The following is a 17,221-nucleotide window of genomic DNA, read 5'->3' as shown; positions in this document are numbered from 1 at the left end:
ATTTATGTCGGTATTAAAAAAGAATGATCGGACCACTTTATTTATTATTTTGAGTTAGAAGTGGAATTCTATTCTCATATTTCTCAATTAATGCTTGATTATGTTTCGATCCGTTTTCTAAATTTCCACTTAAGAAAATCGGCGGTTCAAACCCATCCTCAACCATTAACTTTATTGCTTCTGACAAGATAGCATTAAGAATCGTTGTGCCTATTACTGTAGAAGTAGGTGTAAAAGAGACCGGAACTCTTGGATGGGTTAAAATAGCATCTCCACTCACAGAGTGATTATCGATTACCAAATCAACCACGTCATGCAAATGCTTTTTACTTATATGCCTTGAAGCCTGGCTGTTAGCATATTGTACTGATGTTATTCCAATTACGAAAGCTCCTCTTTCCTTAGCAAACAAGCAAGTATCAATGGGGACAGGGTTTCTTCCTGAAGTCGAAACTACAAATATTACATCACCTTTTCTGATATCATGCTTCTCTAAAAAGGTATCGGCATATCCATTTTGCTTTTCTAGATTTGACGAGCGGGTCGCCCCTTCGTGCAACATAAGTGATTCTTCAAAGATTGGATTGATAGGAGCAAGACCTCCTGCTCTGTAAAATGCTTCTTCTGCGAGAATATGTGAGTGTCCACACCCGAATATATGGACAATTCCATCATTTTGGATAGAAGCTGAAATTTGATTTGCCGCTAAGATCATATTATCTTTTTCATTGTTTTCAACCTCGATAAACAATTCATTAAGTTTTGAGAAATAGTGTTGAATCATTTCATTTCCCCCTTTCTATTTGTATCATACCAAATTATTTTGCCTTATTTGACTTTTAAAAACCACTAAGATTGTTTATTTTTTATTCTTTCGGGTAGTGCTAATAATAGATAGAATTTTAAAATAAAAGGATGTTTTCAAATGCACGTATTAGTAATCGGGGCAAATGGTACAACCGGAAAGCATATTGTGGAGAAACTATCCAATAGCAGTCAACATATTGTTCGAGCCATGATTCGCAAAATGGAGCAAGCAAAAGATATGGAGGCTCTAGGTGCCAGACCGATTGTAGCAGACCTCGAGCAAGATTTCTCGTATGCTTTAGAAGATGTTAACGCTGTAATCTTTGCAGCAGGATCAGGAAGTAAAACAGGACCTGAGAAAACGACAGCCGTTGATGAACAAGGAGCGATTAAAGCCATTGATTTTGCTAAAGAAAAAGGCATTGAACGATTTGTGATGCTTAGTTCAATGGGTGCAGACCTGCCTTTACAAGGGCCAAAAGGACTCCAGCATTATTTAGAAGCCAAACAGAAAGCAGATCAGCATTTATTAACCAGTGGTTTAAATTTCACGATTGTCCGTCCTGGTAGGTTAACGGATGATCGAGGAATTGGGAAGATTATCGCAGCACCTTCAATCGAAGATAAATCCGGGTCCATTTCTAGGGAAGATGTAGCGGAAGTTCTCGTTGAAGTATTATTGATTGAATCCGTCTATCATCAGACATTCGAAATTTTAGGAGGAAGCATTCCCATTAAGGAGGCTCTTGAAACGATTTAAATAAAGGCTCCTTTCGTTAACTTGTTGCTTTAAGTCAATCATAAACATCTTAAATTCTTCAATACTAGTTTTTGTTTTGACGAAAAAACTCTTCGAAGTCTTAATCATTACGGGTTTCTATTCTTATTCGAAAACAACAAACTATGCGAAAACAGCCTTAATAAAAAAATGCGACCATTTAATTGGCCGCATTTTTTTATTAGCAATTTTCAGGTGTTCCTGTATTCGTTGCCGTTCTAAAGGATGACCCACACCCACAATTAGCAATCGCATTAGGATTATCGATGGTGAAGCCTCCGCCCATCATCGATTGTTTGTAATCGATTTGGGTGCCGTTTAGGATTCCAACATCATTTTTTGCCACTACAATTTTAATTCCATGCTGTTCTAAATGAAGGTCATCTTCAGCTGGTTCGTTTTCAAATCCCATACCATAGGATAATCCACTACAGCCTCCACCTTTAATAGCGACACGGAGAAACGCATTTTCTTCGTCATGCTCTTTCATCATATCTTTAATTTGTAAAGCGGCAGCTTCAGAAATGTTTAATACGTCGCTCATTCTTACACCTCCATAGAAAATATCTATATGTCAAACCTATTTTATATATCTAATACTACAAGTATAACTCTTCATGAACAGTTCCTCAACCAAAGCGATTCTCTCATAAATACCTTTCCCCTTCTTAGAGAAATCGATGTTTTGGTGGATATGAAATTTCTATCTTCTCTATTACTAAGATACGCTATATGAGTGCTAATGGTAACAGGATATGCGAGGAATTTCTGACCAATAAATCAATCAGATGAAGATATTGGAGTTAGGGAGTGAACTGCTTGGTAAGTAAAACACCTCATATCTAAAAAGAACAATACGCAGAATAAGTTGGCTTTGACTTTTTATGCTCTACTTCACTTTATAAGCCGAAATTTATGCCTTATGAGCACTCTTCTTTGAGTCATTAGCTTGGATTTAGATTTTTGAGCCACTAACATTTTTTATGCGTTTAACCAATCAATCGATTCGGTGCTAGGCATTACAGAAATATTTACTTATATATACTAGGGCAAAACGCCTCTAATACATTTCCATCTGGATCATAAAATTTAAAATGACCATGATGAGTAGGATTCATTTCAACAGAAACACCATTTTGCTGCAAATGTTCATAGAGTTTTTCACACATATTATCCGATATTTGCAGGACTGGATATGTACTTGATTGAATCGGACTTTCTTTATTTTCAATTAAGCATAGTACTGGCGTTTCATCGATTCCGCCCTCATATTTAGAAGAATTTGAAAAAGATAGAACCACCGTCGTCCCGTAATCCGCAATTACTATTAATTGCAGCTTTTGCACGTACCAATTCACAGATGATTTGATATCTCTTACTTGTAAATTTGTTTGCAATAAACCTTTGAAATAGGACATACTCTCTCCCCCCTCGCTTAAATAATTCCATATCAGAAAAGGAAATTCCTTCTTATTATAGAAAAGGCTAACTTTACTTCCACAAAAAATAACCTCAATTTAAATAAATTAAGGTTAATGGTATTTTATCAAAACATCGGGTTTTCTTCTAGAAATTGGTAAACGTTGTCGACAAGTTCTTCTGGAGTTTCTCCTGTGACTACTTCGCCATTAACGAGGGCAAAGTGAGCTTGGGCACATTTTCCACAATATCCAAGACACCCATATTCAATGACATCAAGATTAGGATCTCTTTCTAATATCTCAAGCGCCTTTTGCGAACCACTCGCTAAGTTGCTTATACAAAATTCAATGATTGGTTTCATTGCTTTCACCTCGCTACTACTTGAATATCCTACCTTTTTTTACGTAAATCGTCAAACAAATAAGATTACCTAAAAGGTAGAGTAGATTGTGAAGAATTTCTCTTATTTGTGTTGTGAAAATGCCATTATTTCGATATACTTTTTTATGATTAAAGTTAATATAATTGTCATTATTCTTCATAAAATAATCATATTGAAAGTGCTTACTTTAAATATACTTGAGTGCAAAAAGGGGAAATAGACATGAAACAATTAGTCCTGCTTGGTGGAGGATACGGAAACATGCGCGTTCTTCTGCGTTTTTTACCGAATCAACTACCAGAAGATGTATCCATTACTCTTATTGATCGCAATCCATATCATTGTTTAAAAACAGAATATTATGCTTTAGCTGCTGGAACGATCTCAGACCAGCATGTGCGTGTATCTTTTCCTGAGCACCCTAGGCTATCTGTCAAATATGGAGAAATTACAAAAGTGGATATTCAAAATAAACAGGTTCATCTCATGGACCAAGATCCAGTTTCTTATGACGATCTTGTTATTGGACTTGGTTGTGAAGATAAATATCATAATGTCCCAGGTGCTAAAGAATTTACGTACAGTATACAAACGATTGGGCAATCCCGCAAAACCTATGAAACACTATGTAATCTCCCTGCTGATTCTATTGTAGGGATTGTCGGAGCAGGATTGAGTGGCATTGAATTAGCGAGTGAGCTTAGAGAGAGCCGGACTGACCTTAGAATAAAATTATTTGATCGCGGCCCTCGTATTCTCAACGCATTTCCAGAAAGATTAAGTTCTTATGTTCATAGCTGGTTTGATGAAAATGGTGTCGATATTATTAACAAATCAAATATTACTAAGGTGGCTCCTAACACCCTATTTAACCATGAAGAGCAAATTCATTGTGATGCCATTGTTTGGACAGCAGGAATCCAACCAACTCGAGTTGTACGTGAAATGGATGTAGAAAAAGATCAACAAGGTCGTGTTGTATTAACCAAATATCACAATCTGCCAAATGATGAACATGTCTATGTGGTGGGAGATTGTGCAAGCCTTCCACATGCCCCAAGTGCCCAGCTTGCAGAAGGACAAGCCGAACAAATTGTACAGATCCTTCTTAAACGCTGGAATGGCGAAGAGCTACCGAATGAGTTACCAAAAATTAAACTCAAAGGAATCCTCGGTTCACTTGGAAAAAAACATGGATTTGGTCTAGTAAATGATCGCTCCATTACAGGGCGAGTCGCACGATTACTTAAATCAGGCGTCCTATGGATGTATAAATATCATAACGGGTAACTAGAAAAGTGGAAGCGCCTTGAACAGCTCCGAAAAGCATAAGGCGAGCCACCAAGGATGGGTGCCTTTTCCCTTCCTTGGTGACTTGACTTATGTCTCGAGGAGCTAGGCGCTGGAGCTGGACACTCAGAAAAGCGGAAGCGCCTTGGCACGAAGATGAAAGGCTAAGTTCGCCACGTCCTGTAGCACGCCTTGACCCACATCGTGTCGGCCACTGACAAGCATAGGGCGAGCCATCTTGAAAGGTTATTTTTCCTTACTAGGTGGCTCGTTTTATGACGTCATTGGCAAACTCATAGTTTCACATCATTAAAGACCTCTTTTCATAATTTCATTTCTTCTTTTTCACAATTTCACGGCACCAAAGAACTCTTTTCATAACTTCATTTTCTTCTTTCTCATAATCACGGATTCTTTTTTTCTCGAAGACCTAGGCGCTGAACTCTAACAAAGCTCAGAATTATTTTAATACCTAAAAAAATCCCGAATTCCATTTAATGAATTCAGGATTTTTAAAATTTCAAAAGGAATCTTTCAGTCGAGAACAAAATAGAAAATAAAATCATTCCCTATAAAAATTAATTAGGAACAATAATCACTCTGGTTCCATTTGGGACAAGGGAGCCTAATTCTAATACATCTTTATTATGCATCCTAACACAACCTAATGAAACAGCCTTTCCAATTGAGCTTGGATCATTTGTTCCATGGATGCCATAATGAATTTTTGACAGACTAAGCCACAATGCTCCAAAAGGACCACCAGGGTTTGGTTCTCTATTGACGATGACAAAGTCCCCTATCGGTGTTGTCGTTAAGATTTTGCCAACTGCAATCGGATAAACTTTGATTATTCTTCCATCCTTCAATAGTGTTAATGTCCTTTTACCCACTGAAATTCTTATCGTATAAGGAATAGTATTTGGATCTCTTAACCCAGGAATAATAATCTGTTGACCAACATGAATAATATTTGGGTTGGCAATTGTTGCGGCGTTAGCTTGAAGTAAAGCACGGACTGTTGTTCGATAATTTAACGCAATACTAGATAAGGTTTCCCCCGGCTTTACTATGTGTACCATTGTCCTCTCCCTTTCATAAAGTATGTTATTTACTCATTACCTTATGTGAAGGAAGCTCATCCCTTGCAACAAATTACATTTCTTTGTTGTGGAAAGTGGAAAAAATTTCATCGTCAAATAAGTTTACGAATGACAAATAATGACTTTTTCAATTATAAAAAATCTCTTTATGATTGTTCTTATTTAACCTGCAGCCTGAATACATTTCGCTCACCTTAGGGTGACCCGTGAGCCTCCTCACTATGCTGCAGGGTCCGCTTTAGCCACTGATTCCGTAGTAGTCTACGTGAATTCAGGCTGCTCAGTGCTTCTAAGAAGCATTCCCGACTTACTCAGGTAACTACAAACTTCTAGAAACAACCAAAAATAAAAAGCAATGTGATTTCAAAAATGAAATTCACTGCTTTTTATTTTTACAAAAGATATTGGTTTACGCTTACCCTGCTTGGTATCCATGCTTTTCTAATTCAGAAAAAATGGTCTTCAAACGAGGGTTTCCTTCTCCTACCACCGTATCGTTAATTAACACTACAGGATAAAACATATCTTCTTCAACGACTTTTGCAGCAAATCGTTTGATGGCTTCTTCTTCTGGTGGACTATAGATATCGATATATTGAATATGAAACGCTTGCTCTGGATATTTTCTTGTAATCGCTGCTTCTAACCATTCATAGGTTTCTTTTGACGATGGTAAATTCACACAACTTGCACAAACTTGTTCTGCCCCATATATGAAAACTTTCGCTTCTTTTCTCTCCATAGTTACCTACCCCTTTATCTCTTTGCTTTTATTTTACAAGATAATCCCCTAAAGCTAAACTGAAAAAATATCCATTCCCAAAAGTTTGCTGGTTGATAGATTTTTTATAAATATGTCATTATAATAGAGAGTAAGGAAAGGAGTCGATTATATATGACTGAACAAGAAATGAAAGGTCAAGTACAAGAAGTTCTAGATAAATTACGTCCATTCTTACTGCGTGACGGTGGGGATTGCGAACTAGTTGATATCGAAGATGGTATTGTAAAGCTTCGTTTATTAGGAGCATGCGGAAGCTGCCCAAGTTCAACGATTACTTTAAAGGCAGGTATTGAACGTGCACTTCTAGAAGAAGTTCCGGGTGTAGTTGAGGTAGAGCAAGTATTCTAATCGTAAAGTTTGAAGGGATGACTCTAAAAATGAGCCATCCCTTTTTTAACTAATTGGTTAACCATTCTTCATTAACAATAGTAATTGGCTTTTGATCGCTTAAGACCCTTTTTACATTCTCTACACATACTGACATCATCTTCGTTCTCGTTTCCACTGTTGCACTTCCGATATGGGGAAGGGCTACAACATTCTTTAAAGTTAATAACTGATGATCCCTATTAATAGGCTCTTGGTCGAACACATCAAGACCAGCTCCTTTAATGAGACCGTTCTTTAATGCTACATATAAGTCATTTTCATTCACAATCGGTCCTCTTGCCGCATTGATGAAGAATGAACTTTTTTTCATTTTCGCAAATTGTTCTTTCTTAAAGGTTTCTTTTGTTTCTGGAGACAAGGGAGCTAAACAAACAAGGAAGTCAGAATGTGTGAGAAGCTCTTCAAACTCAACATACCTAGCTCCAACATCCTTTTCTACATTCTGTTTTCGTGAGCGATTATGATAAATGATTTCCATTTCAAATCCTTTTGCTCTTTTAGCAACGGCCTCCCCGATTTTTCCCATTCCGAAAATCCCTATTGTTTTATGATGTACATCCGTGCCAGCTAATAACATCGGGGACCAGCTCGTCCATTCTCCAGATTTAACAAATTCACTCGCTTCTGTTAATCTTCTTGCTGTAGCTAAAAGTAAGCCAAATGTTAAATCAGCGGTTGTATCTGTTAAAACATCAGGTGTATTGCAGACCGCTACCTTAAATTTATTTGCACTTTTAATATCAATATTGTCATAACCGACAGCTAAGTTAGCCACAATTTTTAACGATGGTGCATGTTGAAAAACTTCTGAATTAATTTGATCAGAAAGCATCGTCAAAAGTCCATTTGCTTCCTTAACCTTCTCCAATAATATTTCTCGAGGAACGGGAACATCCTCACTCTCCCACATTTCTACATAGAACTCATCTCGTAAATCACTTACAATATCATCTGGTAATTTTCTTGTAATATAAATAAAGGGCTTCTTCATTGAACTCCTACCTTTGTTGATTTTGCTTTTATTGTAGCATATTTGTTGAAGAAGCCCAGATCTTAAAATCGAGTATTCCTCAATCTTTCCGTTTAAGAAAATAACCATCCCACAACCGGAATTCCGTGCTTTTTTACTGGAACTTCAGCAATTTGGTAAAAATCAGTTAGAAACTTTTCATATTGACTAGCATTTTTTAACTCTCTTCCTAATCGATCTTGAAGCTGTAATTTTTGTTGTTCGGAAGAAGTCACATAATACCTTTCAATGCATTCAAAATAATGGATCGGGAATAATAAACGTGCATATATCAACCTCCACGAAAAGGTTGATAGAGGCGTAATCGATTGATAATCCTTTAAAAATGTTTGTATATCTTTATGATAGGTTTGATTTCTTTTTAAATAGCGCTCTCTTACCCACTCAGCAATATCCCGGCTTCCATGATCAAATATCCAATCAAAAGGAAATCGAATCCAAATATCCGTCCCCCATGTATCTTGCAGGAATCGTTCGTGACAGACTGTACCGCTATCGACTTGATGAGGCTCATCATCCAATTCAGTATCCACTAAATACTGGATCGCATTTTCCGCCAGCCCAATAAAATATGGGCAGCTCTCAACAAATCTTTTCTCAAATTCATCCACAGGGTGATTCTGAACGGTTTGCTGAAAGGCTGTTTCTAATTGATCAATCCGTTTCTCCCATAGACCTTTCCATTGACCAATTCTTGATTGATGCTCAATTTTCTCTTCAATACTTCTTCCTCTAGAATGGAATTTTGCGAGCTTCCTTCCAAAATGGTTCTGAACTTTCGACTGGATAAATTCATTTTTTACTACAACGTAATCCTGTTGTTTTTCTGTTATTAGAAATTTATCTTCAGTTGAAGGAACAAATGTAGACACATAGCGGTCCCCTGTTGCTTTAAGATGCTCTGAAATTTTATAAAGCTCCACTAGCTTTTCTTGTTCCATATGGGTAACGGTCACAATAGTATATAGTAAACCATTGACCATGTATCGGTGCGCTTTACCATCTTGATACATTCGTTCAGGTTGAAGCCCATAGTATTTCGTTAAAATATCTTCCATTGTTTTTTCTCTCCATTCATAACAAGAGATTCTTAATTATTTATATGAAAGAAAACCACTTGTTCATGAATAGGAATCGAAGTAGAAGGAAAAAAAGAAGATAATGAATCATTATTTATTGATTACTCAAAGAAAAGGTGAAATATATGAGCACGGATAAAAAAATGGATTTGTCTGAGGAGACAGCAAGAAAGTGGCTACAAGAGCGGGGGGTAGAAATAAAAGATATCGCTGAATTAGTCATGTATCTACAAGAAAAATATCACCCAAATCTTCAAATAGAACAGTGTATGGAAAACGTAGAAAGAGTCTTATCTAAAAGAGAAGTGCAAAATGCGATTTTGACTGGTATTCAATTGGATCGATTCGCTGAAAAAAAGATGCTTGAAGAACCACTTCAATCCATAATAGAGGTAGATGAGGGGTTATACGGTGTTGATGAAATTTTAGCGTTTTCAATTGTAAATGTATATGGTTCAATCGGATTTACGAATTATGGTTTTATTGATAAGCAAAAACCTGGTATTTTACAATACTTAAATGATAAATCAACTGGCAAATGTCATACCTTCTTAGATGACATCGTGGGCGCAATTGCTGCAGCCGCTTCTAGTCGTTTAGCCCATAGAGCCGTTATTGCAGAACAAGAACAAAGTGACTAGAAAAGCGGAAGCGCCTCGAACAGGTTTGACAAGCATAAGACGAGTCACCTAGTAAGGGTGTCCTTGCCCTTTCTAGGTGGCTTGGCTTATGACTCGAAGGCCAAGACGCTGGAGCTGGACACAGAAAAGAGGAAGCACCTTGTGGAAAGGATGAAAGGCTAAGTTCGCCACGTTCTGTGGCAATGCCTTTCTGACCTACATCCTGCAGGCCTCCGACAAGCATAAGGCAAGCCACCAATGAACGGCGCCTTTCTCCTTCATTAGTGGCTTGCCTTATGTCTCGAGAAGCTAGGCGCTTACTTGCCACTGATAAGCCTTACTGCAACTCGAAAAAATATCACACTCTTATTCCTATTAAAAAAGTTCGATCCCACAAGACATTCACCTAGAATTCAGTGATTGTCTATGGGATCGGACTTTTTTTAAATAATCCAGTCCTCCAACGAAGATATGGTGTAAGTAGGTTGAATTTTTTTGTTTTGTAAATGCTCGACAGTTGTTACTCCTGTATGAACTAATAGTGTATCCAGACCAGCGTTAATGCCAGCAAGAATATCGGTATCATAATTATCCCCAACCATTAACGTTTCTTCTTTTGGGACACCAAGCACCTCTTGAGCCTGCTCCATAATAATCGATTCAGGTTTGCCAATGAAGATCGGATTCGTTTGAGTCGAAACTGTGATGACTGAAGTTATAGAACCGTTACCTGGTAATAAACCCCTTTCTGTAGGAATCGCAATATCTCCATTTGTTGATATGAAGGTGGCCCCATTTCGAACTCCTAAACAACCAAGTGCCAGTTTTTCATAGTTTATTGAACGATCAAGCCCCACGACAACGAAATCTGGTTGGTCTTCGACGAGAACAATTCCTTTTTCTTTGAGGGCCATTTGAATTCCCTCCTCACCGATGACATATGCGGTTGCATTTGGTTTTTTTTCAGAGATAAAGTTAGCTGTCGCCATTGAAGTGGTAAACACTTGATGAGGTTCAGCTGGAATATCAAAATCAGCCAGTTTCTGAGCTACTTGATCAGGTCTTCGAGATGAATTATTGGTGACAAATAAATAGGGAAGCCCTTTTGCCTTTAAGCGATGTACGAAATCCCCTGCTGCTTCAATTTTTTCTTTCCCTCGATACATCGTTCCATCTAAATCAATTAAATAACCTTTGTACTCCTTCATGTTGGCCTCCTGTAATACTTTGATGTTTATTGTAATGTTTTAGTTTTTAAACGCTGAAACGGGCCCTAACTCGTCGTGTAGGTACGTTCTTACCTTTTTCGGAAACAACTTTAGAATACCTAACTGACTCTGGAGCGTTTCCTCGACAGCTATGCCATCTATCGAAATGTACTCTTGAACAAGGGGCTTTCGAAGAGAGATGACAATCTTAAGGTTTGAACTCATTTCCTCCGAGATGACTCTTTCATCTAAAAGAATGTCAATAATGTCTTCATAGCTTCCTGGATCTCTCATAATAAATCCGTCAATCATACTATTGCCTACATCTAAAATTGATTCAATGATGACATGTCCGATTCTTTCAAGTGCTAATTTTTCTATTGGGGAATGCCATTGTTTTTTTTCTTCCAATAGGCTCATTTGTTGTTCCATATATTGTAATGTCTTTTCAATTTTTTCTCTGTCCACAAAATACACGTATTAACACCTCAACTTATATTCATTCATTCTCTATTTTATCATACTGATGATCAAGTTTTGAAAGAATGAGGTCATCCTGCTACACTTAAATGAAATTGGAAATGATATTATGGCATTCTATTTTAATACACTTCCTAAAAACATATCATATTTTGGAGGAGAAAAATGACTGAACGATTTTTTTTGTACGATGATATTGAAGATACGCGCACTCGCTTTGTCAGCTTTATGGGAGAACAGCAACGATTCGATTTAGCTGTTGTTCAGACTGATCGATATTACGGGAAACATTTAGTATTAGATTTACAAGGAAATCGATTTGCCATTATTGGTCGCGATGACCTTGAAGAAGAAGGCTACTTGGAGAGCATTTTTAAGTTAACGGATGGAGAAGGAGATGAATTACGATCATTTCTAAATGAAATTGTGTGAAGAAAAGCGGGATCGCTTCGTATAGAAGATGAAAGGCTAAGTTCGCCAACATCAAGTATCAAACACATTCTCGTGAAGCTAAGGGCTTACTCTCGCCAAATAATAAACCTTTCTATCAAGCATTCTAAACTATCTTAACTACCTAAAAAAAGAACCGTCCTTTACCACATTAAAGTGGTGAGGGACGGTTCTCGAACAGTTTAAAGTAGTAAAGCAGCATTTATTTTGAAACTTTTTTCAGAATGAAGTAAGCACACCCAAAATTACAGTATTCATAAAGATAATCTTTCACGGTACTGATTTTTGTATCAAAAGTGGATTTAGGATTTTGATCTTCAAAAAATCCTTTTAAACGTAATTGCCCATAACCCCAATCGCCTAAAATATAATCATACTTTGTTAATATATCACTATAACGGCCTAAGAATGCCTCTTCGTTAAATCCTTCTCTAAACTCTTCCATAATTTCATACTGAACTTGACCTATCGTAATCATACACTTCACCTGCTTTCTTTCATCCTTACTATAAATTATAACTGATTGCCCATTAATTACTAAGAGGAAATGTAAAAATAGTGGTCATTCTAAAAAAAGAGGAGGTGTTTATATTGAATAAATCCATTCTTACCATAAGTGTAATCGGGCTAACCATCATCGGTGCTGGCTGTAACAATAATGGTGCGGCAACAGGTGAACTATTCCATGACAATGGAAACTCGATTAACGTGAGTGACCGAGAAGAGCTTTATAATAACGAAAATGACACAAACGGGCAAGATCGTACAAAACGATTCGGCTATGTTCGTCATCAAAAAAGCCCAATAATGGGAGAAAACATTTCAACCGAAAATATGTACACGCTTGACCGTGAAAAAGTAGCTGACGCCATTAGTAAAATGAGTGTTTCTTTACCTAATGTAGATGATTGTGCAACGCTCGTTACGGGTGAAGAAGTACTTATCTCCTACAAAACAGGAGAAAAAGATGAGAAAGCTCGATTTGAAATCGCCGATCAAGTTAAGAAAACAGCATTATCCGTAGTACCTCGCTGGTACCATGTTTATGTAACAGATGACCCAGCTCTCATGAGAGACGTCGAAAATCTTGCTTCAATGGGTGCAAATGTAGATAATGCAAGCACTGCCATTGGTGACACAATTGACTTAATGCTCGATAGCTCACCACAAGGTAGAAATGTGGATGCCGGCGAAAACCCTAATGGTGAAATGATAGGCGATAAATATGAATTACAAGACGATGATGTTCACCGTACCAATCATGATCGTCAGCAGAAACGAAACGATACCACTGGAAACTAAATGAATAGTGGGAAGAAATCAAACCATCAGTTTTAAAAAAGGACTAATCCAAAGGCGGCCCCTTTAGATTAGTCCTCTATAAATTACTTTAGATGAAATTTCGTTTTATGCGTTTTGGGCTTCTTTTTCACCTTGTGCTTGCTTCGCTTTCGCTGCTGCATTTACCTGCTCATCTGCATGGTAAGAAGATCGAACGAGCGGACCAGCTTCACAATGACTAAAGCCTTTTTCAATCGCAATTTTTCTTAATTCAGCAAATTCATCTGGATGATAGTATTTTTGCACTTTTAAGTGTTTTTTGGTTGGTTGTAAATATTGACCGATAGCCATAATATCAACGTTGCTTGCACGTAGATCGTCCATTGTTTCAATGATTTCTTCTTTTGTTTCACCTAATCCAACCATGATACTTGATTTCGTAGGAATATCTGGTTGTAGATCTTTGGCTCGACTTAAGAACTCTAGTGTACGATCATATGTAGCACGGGCACGAACTCTTGGAGTCAAACGACGCACGGTTTCAACATTATAATTCATAATATCAGGTTTGGCGTCCATTAACGTTTTAATGTTATCAAAAACCCCTCCCATATCAGAAGGTAGAACTTCAATCGTTGTAAATGGATTTTTGCGACGGATCGCACGCACAGTTTCGGCAAATACTTGAGATCCACCATCTTTTAAATCGTCACGAGCAACAGCAGTTACTACCACATGTTTTAAGTTCATAAGTTGAACGGAATCGGCTACTCGTTCTGGCTCTTTCAAATCTAACTCATTAGGAAGTCCTGTCTTTACAGCACAAAAGCGACAAGCTCTTGTACAAACATCTCCGAGAATCATAAAAGTAGCTGTTCTTCTCGTTCCCCAGCACTCATGAATATTTGGGCATCTTGCTTCTTCACAAACTGTGTGAAGATTGTTTTCTCTCATCATTTTCTTAAGGCCCATATAATTATCATTGGTATTGAGTTTTATTTTGAGCCAATCCGGCTTACGAATATGTTCTTCTTTTTTACTCATAATTTCATCTCCATTCCTTGATTTTCATTAGTAAAGCAAATAGAGTGAAACGCTTTCATCCCAGTTCCATTTACAGTCATCTGGGGAAATCTATATGCATTTCTATGTAAATAGTCCTTGATCTTCAAAAAAACTTCTCTAGTCACTTTATCATACTAAAAAAATGAAAACAAGCATTCAATATTGCCAAATATTATTTCCATTTATTGATATTAATGAATTTCCGGTGCTGTTACAAAATAATGATAGGTCTTCTTGAAAGGATGGTAGCATTTGTTTAAAAAATGGTTTTTCATACTTTGTTTATTAACCGCTATAATTATAAAACCTTCATCTATATTTGCAGAACAAAAAATTTCAGACGAAGAAATGTTAAAAAAACGGATGGAGCTTTTTCAAAAAATGGAGGCAGCAACACAAATACCATGGTATTACCTTGCAGCTGTTGATCAATATGAAAGAAGTTTACGCTTATCTCGTAAAGACATCCCTGAACCTAAAGGAGTTATTTCCATTCGCTACACAACAGAGGAATGGAGCGGAGCAGAGAACCCTAATCAGGATGACCAAAATAAAGGATCAATTGCCTTATTTAATGGGGTTGGGAAAGATGGAAATGGGGATGGAAAAGCCGATCGATTAAATGACGAGGATATCCTAGCTACATTTGCTGACTATCTCTTACAATTTGGAGTCTATGATGATAACTTTCGAATTGCTCTATGGAAGCATTATAAACGGGATAAAACCGTTAGTATCATCATGGGAAAAGCAAAATTATATAAAACTTACGGAAAATTAGATCTCAATCAGAAAACCTTCCCTTTGCCATTAGGCCATAACTTTAGCTATAACAATACCTGGGGAGATGCACGTGGTTGGGGAGGAAGAAGAATTCATGAAGGAACTGACATCTTTGCAGATTATGGCGTCCCTGTTCGATCAACCTGCTATGGAATTGTTGAAATGAAAGGCTGGAATCGTTACGGTGGATGGAGAATTGGAATAAGGGATATCAATAATACTTATCATTATTTTGCTCATTTAAGCGGTTTCAGTAAAGAATTGAAGCTTGGGCAAACAGTAGAACCAGGTATGAAAATTGGAGGAGTCGGAAGTTCAGGGTATGGACCTCCAGGAACTTCTGGAAAATTCCCTCCCCATCTTCACTATGGAATGTATAAAGACAATGGTAGAACAGAATGGTCATTTGATCCCTACCCTTACTTAAAAATTTGGGAAAGGCAAGATAGAAAGAATAGATAAAAGGGATGCCCTAACCATTGGGCATCCCTTTTGTATTATTTAGATTTTTTTACGGCATTAGCTATACTTACTGCTAATCCTCCCCAAATTACTAACATCCCTACAATCATCATAACAATCGCACTACCAGACATATTAGCTTACCTCCTTGTAGCTATCAGCTTCTGTTTTCGCATTCCAGCGTTTGAAGACAATTAGGATACCTGCTAATAATGCAAAGCCAGCAACAAACCAGCCTCCGTATAGGATAAAGCTATCACTGTAGCCTTCATAGTTACCTGTCTCAGTCTCAAATTCTTTAAGTAAGTTTTGTTTGAAAAGTCCAAACATCATATAACCCAAGACGAGCGGCGTGATTACGCCTAAACATGCTTTCCACCATCCGCCAAGAGGGATATCCGAAATTTCATTGGCATGTGTTTGCAGGTTACTTAGTTTACGTAAGAACCAAGCAATAGCCACAACTTCGACAAGTCCTACGAATGCTACCCCGAACTGATTAATAAAATAATCAGCTGCATCAAGGAAGAATAAGCCGCCTTGAGTTGCAAATAATAATGAAATCAAAGCTGCAAGTCCTCCACCAACAGCTACCGCTTTAGTACGCGAAAGTCCTAACTTCTCTGAAATCCCAGCAACATATGTCTCTGAAATCGAAATCAAAGAAGATAAGCCGGCAAGGACAAGTGAAGCGAAGAATAAGAACCCGAACAATCCATTAAGAGCTGGAAACTCATTTATTATTTGTGGGAAAACAACAAATGCTAACCCCACTCCACCGCTCACTACTTCACTTACTGGTACACCTGCTTGATTAGCCATAAAACCTAAAGCAGCAAATACACCAATACCAGCTAATAACTCAAATCCAGAGTTACTAAAACCAGTGATAAAGGCATTGTTTGTTATATCTGATTTTTTAGGTAAATAACTAGAATAAGTAATCATAATTGCAAAGCAAACCGATAAACTAAAGAAAATTTGTCCATATGCTGCTACCCATACCGAAGGAGATGTTAAAGCATCAAAATTCGGTTTAAAGAAATTATCTAAACCATCTAGTGCTCCTGGAAGTGTTAGAGCACGAACTACTATTATTAGAAATAAAACTACCAAGGTTGGAATGAAGATTTTATTTGCTCTTTCAATCCCTTTTTTGACCCCTTTGAAAAGAACCCCTAAGGTGACAATCCATACAAGAACAAGTGGAATGAGTACTCCTGGAACAAGGCTACCAGCTTCACCAGGTGATACTGTAAGATTCAAATAATCATTAAATAAGAACCCCTCAGTATCTGAACCCCAGCTCAGGTTAAATGAAAAGTAGCTATAGGATATAGCCCAAGCAATAATAACCGCATAGTAGGTGGAGATAACAAATGAAACAAATACTCCCCACCACCCGATCCACTCTGTTTTTTTACTCATTCTAAAGAAGGATAAAGGGGCTGAACCTCGATACTTATGACCTAATGTAAACTCCATTATTAGAATTGGAATTCCGGCAGTTAGCAAAGCAAATAGATAAGGTATAAAGAAAGCTCCTCCACCGTTTTCATAAGCTACTGCAGGAAACCGCCAAATATTTCCCAAACCAATAGCTGACCCGACAGCAGCTAAAATAAAGCCTGCACGTGTTCCCCATTGGGCACGATTTTCCATTTGTTTTACCCCCTATTATTTCCATAGTTGTGGAAACTTTTTGTATTTTCTGATTATTTAACATAATCTAAACATAGTATAGCTACTTCTAGGACAATTGTCAAAGTATTATTAAAAATAAAAATAATTAATTTAATAAGGACTA

The 17,221-nt window shown here is 37.3% G+C and carries 21 protein-coding genes; 7 read left to right on the top strand and 14 right to left on the bottom strand.

The genetic code is table 11. The features are described 5' to 3' along the window. Window positions 1–37: 37 nt before the first annotated feature. Entirely contained in the window at window positions 38–784 is a 747-nt protein-coding gene (locus JOC86_RS13450; RefSeq protein WP_205173339.1) for an SIS domain-containing protein, read from the bottom strand. 141 nt (window positions 785–925) lie between these two features. On the opposite strand from JOC86_RS13450, the gene JOC86_RS13445 reads away from it, so the two are divergent. Beyond that, on the top strand, window positions 926–1,567 hold the full coding sequence (locus JOC86_RS13445; protein WP_205173338.1) for an SDR family oxidoreductase: 642 nt from the start codon (window positions 926–928) through the stop codon (window positions 1,565–1,567). Window positions 1,568–1,766: 199 nt separating this feature from the next. Here JOC86_RS13445 and JOC86_RS13440 read toward each other — a convergent pair whose 3' ends face one another. The 3 genes from JOC86_RS13440 to JOC86_RS13430 form a co-directional block, all read right to left on the bottom strand. Beyond that, window positions 1,767–2,129, bottom strand: a complete 363-nt coding sequence (locus tag JOC86_RS13440; RefSeq protein WP_205173336.1) for a HesB/IscA family protein — start codon at window positions 2,127–2,129, stop codon at window positions 1,767–1,769. Between the two features lie 487 nt (window positions 2,130–2,616). After that, the gene (locus tag JOC86_RS13435; RefSeq protein WP_205173335.1) at window positions 2,617–3,003 is read right to left on the bottom strand and encodes a VOC family protein; all 387 of its coding nucleotides are present in this window, start codon (window positions 3,001–3,003) and stop codon (window positions 2,617–2,619) included. Between the two features lie 128 nt (window positions 3,004–3,131). Beyond that, on the bottom strand, window positions 3,132–3,368 hold the full coding sequence (locus JOC86_RS13430; protein ID WP_205173334.1) for a YuzB family protein: 237 nt from the start codon (window positions 3,366–3,368) through the stop codon (window positions 3,132–3,134). Between the two features lie 243 nt (window positions 3,369–3,611). Between JOC86_RS13430 and JOC86_RS13425 the strand changes: the two genes are divergently transcribed. Continuing rightward, the gene (locus tag JOC86_RS13425) at window positions 3,612–4,679 is read left to right on the top strand and encodes an NAD(P)/FAD-dependent oxidoreductase (protein ID WP_205173333.1); all 1,068 of its coding nucleotides are present in this window, start codon (window positions 3,612–3,614) and stop codon (window positions 4,677–4,679) included. Between the two features lie 578 nt (window positions 4,680–5,257). Here JOC86_RS13425 and JOC86_RS13420 read toward each other — a convergent pair. Together JOC86_RS13420 and JOC86_RS13415 are read right to left on the bottom strand one after the other, a co-directional pair. Beyond that, a complete protein-coding gene (locus JOC86_RS13420) occupies window positions 5,258–5,761 on the bottom strand; it encodes a L,D-transpeptidase family protein (RefSeq protein WP_205173332.1) in 504 nt (167 codons plus the stop codon). A 436-nt stretch (window positions 5,762–6,197) separates the two neighbouring features. Further along, window positions 6,198–6,524 carry a YuzD family protein gene (locus JOC86_RS13415; protein WP_205173330.1) on the bottom strand — a complete coding sequence of 109 codons (327 nt, stop codon included), beginning with the start codon at window positions 6,522–6,524 and terminating at the stop codon, window positions 6,198–6,200. 153 nt (window positions 6,525–6,677) lie between these two features. Here JOC86_RS13415 and JOC86_RS13410 point away from each other — a divergent pair, with 153 nt between their 5' ends. Further along, complete coding sequence (locus tag JOC86_RS13410; RefSeq protein WP_205173328.1) at window positions 6,678–6,914, top strand: NifU family protein; 237 nt, start codon at window positions 6,678–6,680, stop codon at window positions 6,912–6,914. Between the two features lie 49 nt (window positions 6,915–6,963). On the opposite strand, the gene JOC86_RS13405 is transcribed toward JOC86_RS13410, so the two are convergent. Both JOC86_RS13405 and yutH read right to left on the bottom strand, forming a co-directional pair. Then, the gene (locus JOC86_RS13405; RefSeq protein WP_205173326.1) at window positions 6,964–7,947 is read right to left on the bottom strand and encodes a 2-hydroxyacid dehydrogenase; all 984 of its coding nucleotides are present in this window, start codon (window positions 7,945–7,947) and stop codon (window positions 6,964–6,966) included. 92 nt (window positions 7,948–8,039) lie between these two features. Beyond that, window positions 8,040–9,044, bottom strand: a complete 1,005-nt coding sequence (gene yutH / locus JOC86_RS13400) for a spore coat putative kinase YutH (protein ID WP_205173324.1) — start codon at window positions 9,042–9,044, stop codon at window positions 8,040–8,042. 146 nt (window positions 9,045–9,190) lie between these two features. Here yutH and JOC86_RS13395 point away from each other — a divergent pair, with 146 nt between their 5' ends. Beyond that, window positions 9,191–9,706, top strand: coding sequence for a phosphatidylglycerophosphatase A family protein (locus JOC86_RS13395; protein WP_205173323.1), 516 nt, complete (start codon window positions 9,191–9,193; stop codon window positions 9,704–9,706). 422 nt (window positions 9,707–10,128) lie between these two features. On the opposite strand, the gene JOC86_RS13390 is transcribed toward JOC86_RS13395, so the two are convergent. Both JOC86_RS13390 and JOC86_RS13385 read right to left on the bottom strand, forming a co-directional pair. Next, window positions 10,129–10,893 (bottom strand): TIGR01457 family HAD-type hydrolase, encoded by a 765-nt coding sequence (locus tag JOC86_RS13390; RefSeq protein ID WP_205173322.1) that lies wholly within the window; start codon window positions 10,891–10,893, stop codon window positions 10,129–10,131. A gap of 39 nt (window positions 10,894–10,932) precedes the next feature. Next, window positions 10,933–11,370 carry a HepT-like ribonuclease domain-containing protein gene (locus JOC86_RS13385; protein WP_205173321.1) on the bottom strand — a complete coding sequence of 146 codons (438 nt, stop codon included), beginning with the start codon at window positions 11,368–11,370 and terminating at the stop codon, window positions 10,933–10,935. A gap of 168 nt (window positions 11,371–11,538) precedes the next feature. Between JOC86_RS13385 and JOC86_RS13380 the strand changes: the two genes are divergently transcribed. Then, on the top strand, window positions 11,539–11,805 hold the full coding sequence (locus JOC86_RS13380) for a DUF3055 domain-containing protein (RefSeq protein ID WP_205173320.1): 267 nt from the start codon (window positions 11,539–11,541) through the stop codon (window positions 11,803–11,805). 220 nt (window positions 11,806–12,025) lie between these two features. On the opposite strand, the gene JOC86_RS13375 is transcribed toward JOC86_RS13380, so the two are convergent. Then, the gene (locus tag JOC86_RS13375) at window positions 12,026–12,301 is read right to left on the bottom strand and encodes a YutD family protein (RefSeq protein ID WP_205173319.1); all 276 of its coding nucleotides are present in this window, start codon (window positions 12,299–12,301) and stop codon (window positions 12,026–12,028) included. A gap of 104 nt (window positions 12,302–12,405) precedes the next feature. Here JOC86_RS13375 and JOC86_RS13370 point away from each other — a divergent pair, with 104 nt between their 5' ends. Further along, a complete protein-coding gene (locus JOC86_RS13370; protein WP_205173318.1) occupies window positions 12,406–13,125 on the top strand; it encodes a YhcN/YlaJ family sporulation lipoprotein in 720 nt (239 codons plus the stop codon). Window positions 13,126–13,230: 105 nt separating this feature from the next. Here JOC86_RS13370 and lipA read toward each other — a convergent pair whose 3' ends face one another. Then, complete coding sequence (gene lipA, locus JOC86_RS13365; RefSeq protein ID WP_205173317.1) at window positions 13,231–14,148, bottom strand: lipoyl synthase; 918 nt, start codon at window positions 14,146–14,148, stop codon at window positions 13,231–13,233. 273 nt (window positions 14,149–14,421) lie between these two features. On the opposite strand from lipA, the gene JOC86_RS13360 reads away from it, so the two are divergent. Then, a complete protein-coding gene (locus JOC86_RS13360; RefSeq protein WP_239587551.1) occupies window positions 14,422–15,414 on the top strand; it encodes a M23 family metallopeptidase in 993 nt (330 codons plus the stop codon). A 35-nt stretch (window positions 15,415–15,449) separates the two neighbouring features. Here the strand turns inward: JOC86_RS13360 and JOC86_RS13355 are convergent, their stop codons facing one another. Then, complete coding sequence (locus JOC86_RS13355; protein WP_205173315.1) at window positions 15,450–15,548, bottom strand: methionine/alanine import family NSS transporter small subunit; 99 nt, start codon at window positions 15,546–15,548, stop codon at window positions 15,450–15,452. Window position 15,549: 1 nt separating this feature from the next. Beyond that, complete coding sequence (locus JOC86_RS13350; RefSeq protein ID WP_205173313.1) at window positions 15,550–17,076, bottom strand: sodium-dependent transporter; 1,527 nt, start codon at window positions 17,074–17,076, stop codon at window positions 15,550–15,552. Window positions 17,077–17,221 lie beyond the last annotated feature (145 nt).

The organism is Rossellomorea pakistanensis, from assembly GCF_016908495.1.
In the GTDB taxonomy this organism is placed as follows: domain Bacteria; phylum Bacillota; class Bacilli; order Bacillales; family Bacillaceae_B; genus Rossellomorea; species Rossellomorea pakistanensis.
Note: the sequence above shows the minus strand (reverse complement) of the source record. Positions and strands in the feature narration are given on the sequence as shown.

Bases quoted from the DNA above. Each gene is read 5' to 3' on its own strand.
- JOC86_RS13405 (WP_205173326.1), bottom strand. From the start codon at position 7,947: ATGAAGAAGCCCTTTATTTATATTACAAGAAAATTACCAGATGATATT.
- JOC86_RS13435 (WP_205173335.1), bottom strand. From the start codon at position 3,003: ATGTCCTATTTCAAAGGTTTATTGCAAACAAATTTACAAGTAAGAGAT.
- JOC86_RS13350 (WP_205173313.1), bottom strand. From the start codon at position 17,076: ATGGAAAATCGTGCCCAATGGGGAACACGTGCAGGCTTTATTTTAGCT.
- lipA (WP_205173317.1), bottom strand. From the start codon at position 14,148: ATGAGTAAAAAAGAAGAACATATTCGTAAGCCGGATTGGCTCAAAATA.
- JOC86_RS13410 (WP_205173328.1), top strand. From the start codon at position 6,678: ATGACTGAACAAGAAATGAAAGGTCAAGTACAAGAAGTTCTAGATAAA.
- JOC86_RS13390 (WP_205173322.1), bottom strand. From the start codon at position 10,893: ATGAAGGAGTACAAAGGTTATTTAATTGATTTAGATGGAACGATGTAT.
- yutH (WP_205173324.1), bottom strand. From the start codon at position 9,044: ATGGAAGATATTTTAACGAAATACTATGGGCTTCAACCTGAACGAATG.
- JOC86_RS13425 (WP_205173333.1), top strand. From the start codon at position 3,612: ATGAAACAATTAGTCCTGCTTGGTGGAGGATACGGAAACATGCGCGTT.
- JOC86_RS13430 (WP_205173334.1), bottom strand. From the start codon at position 3,368: ATGAAACCAATCATTGAATTTTGTATAAGCAACTTAGCGAGTGGTTCG.
- JOC86_RS13440 (WP_205173336.1), bottom strand. From the start codon at position 2,129: ATGAGCGACGTATTAAACATTTCTGAAGCTGCCGCTTTACAAATTAAA.
- JOC86_RS13420 (WP_205173332.1), bottom strand. From the start codon at position 5,761: ATGGTACACATAGTAAAGCCGGGGGAAACCTTATCTAGTATTGCGTTA.
- JOC86_RS13380 (WP_205173320.1), top strand. From the start codon at position 11,539: ATGACTGAACGATTTTTTTTGTACGATGATATTGAAGATACGCGCACT.
- JOC86_RS13375 (WP_205173319.1), bottom strand. From the start codon at position 12,301: ATGATTACGATAGGTCAAGTTCAGTATGAAATTATGGAAGAGTTTAGA.
- JOC86_RS13445 (WP_205173338.1), top strand. From the start codon at position 926: ATGCACGTATTAGTAATCGGGGCAAATGGTACAACCGGAAAGCATATT.
- JOC86_RS13395 (WP_205173323.1), top strand. From the start codon at position 9,191: ATGAGCACGGATAAAAAAATGGATTTGTCTGAGGAGACAGCAAGAAAG.
- JOC86_RS13355 (WP_205173315.1), bottom strand. From the start codon at position 15,548: ATGTCTGGTAGTGCGATTGTTATGATGATTGTAGGGATGTTAGTAATT.
- JOC86_RS13415 (WP_205173330.1), bottom strand. From the start codon at position 6,524: ATGGAGAGAAAAGAAGCGAAAGTTTTCATATATGGGGCAGAACAAGTT.
- JOC86_RS13450 (WP_205173339.1), bottom strand. From the start codon at position 784: ATGATTCAACACTATTTCTCAAAACTTAATGAATTGTTTATCGAGGTT.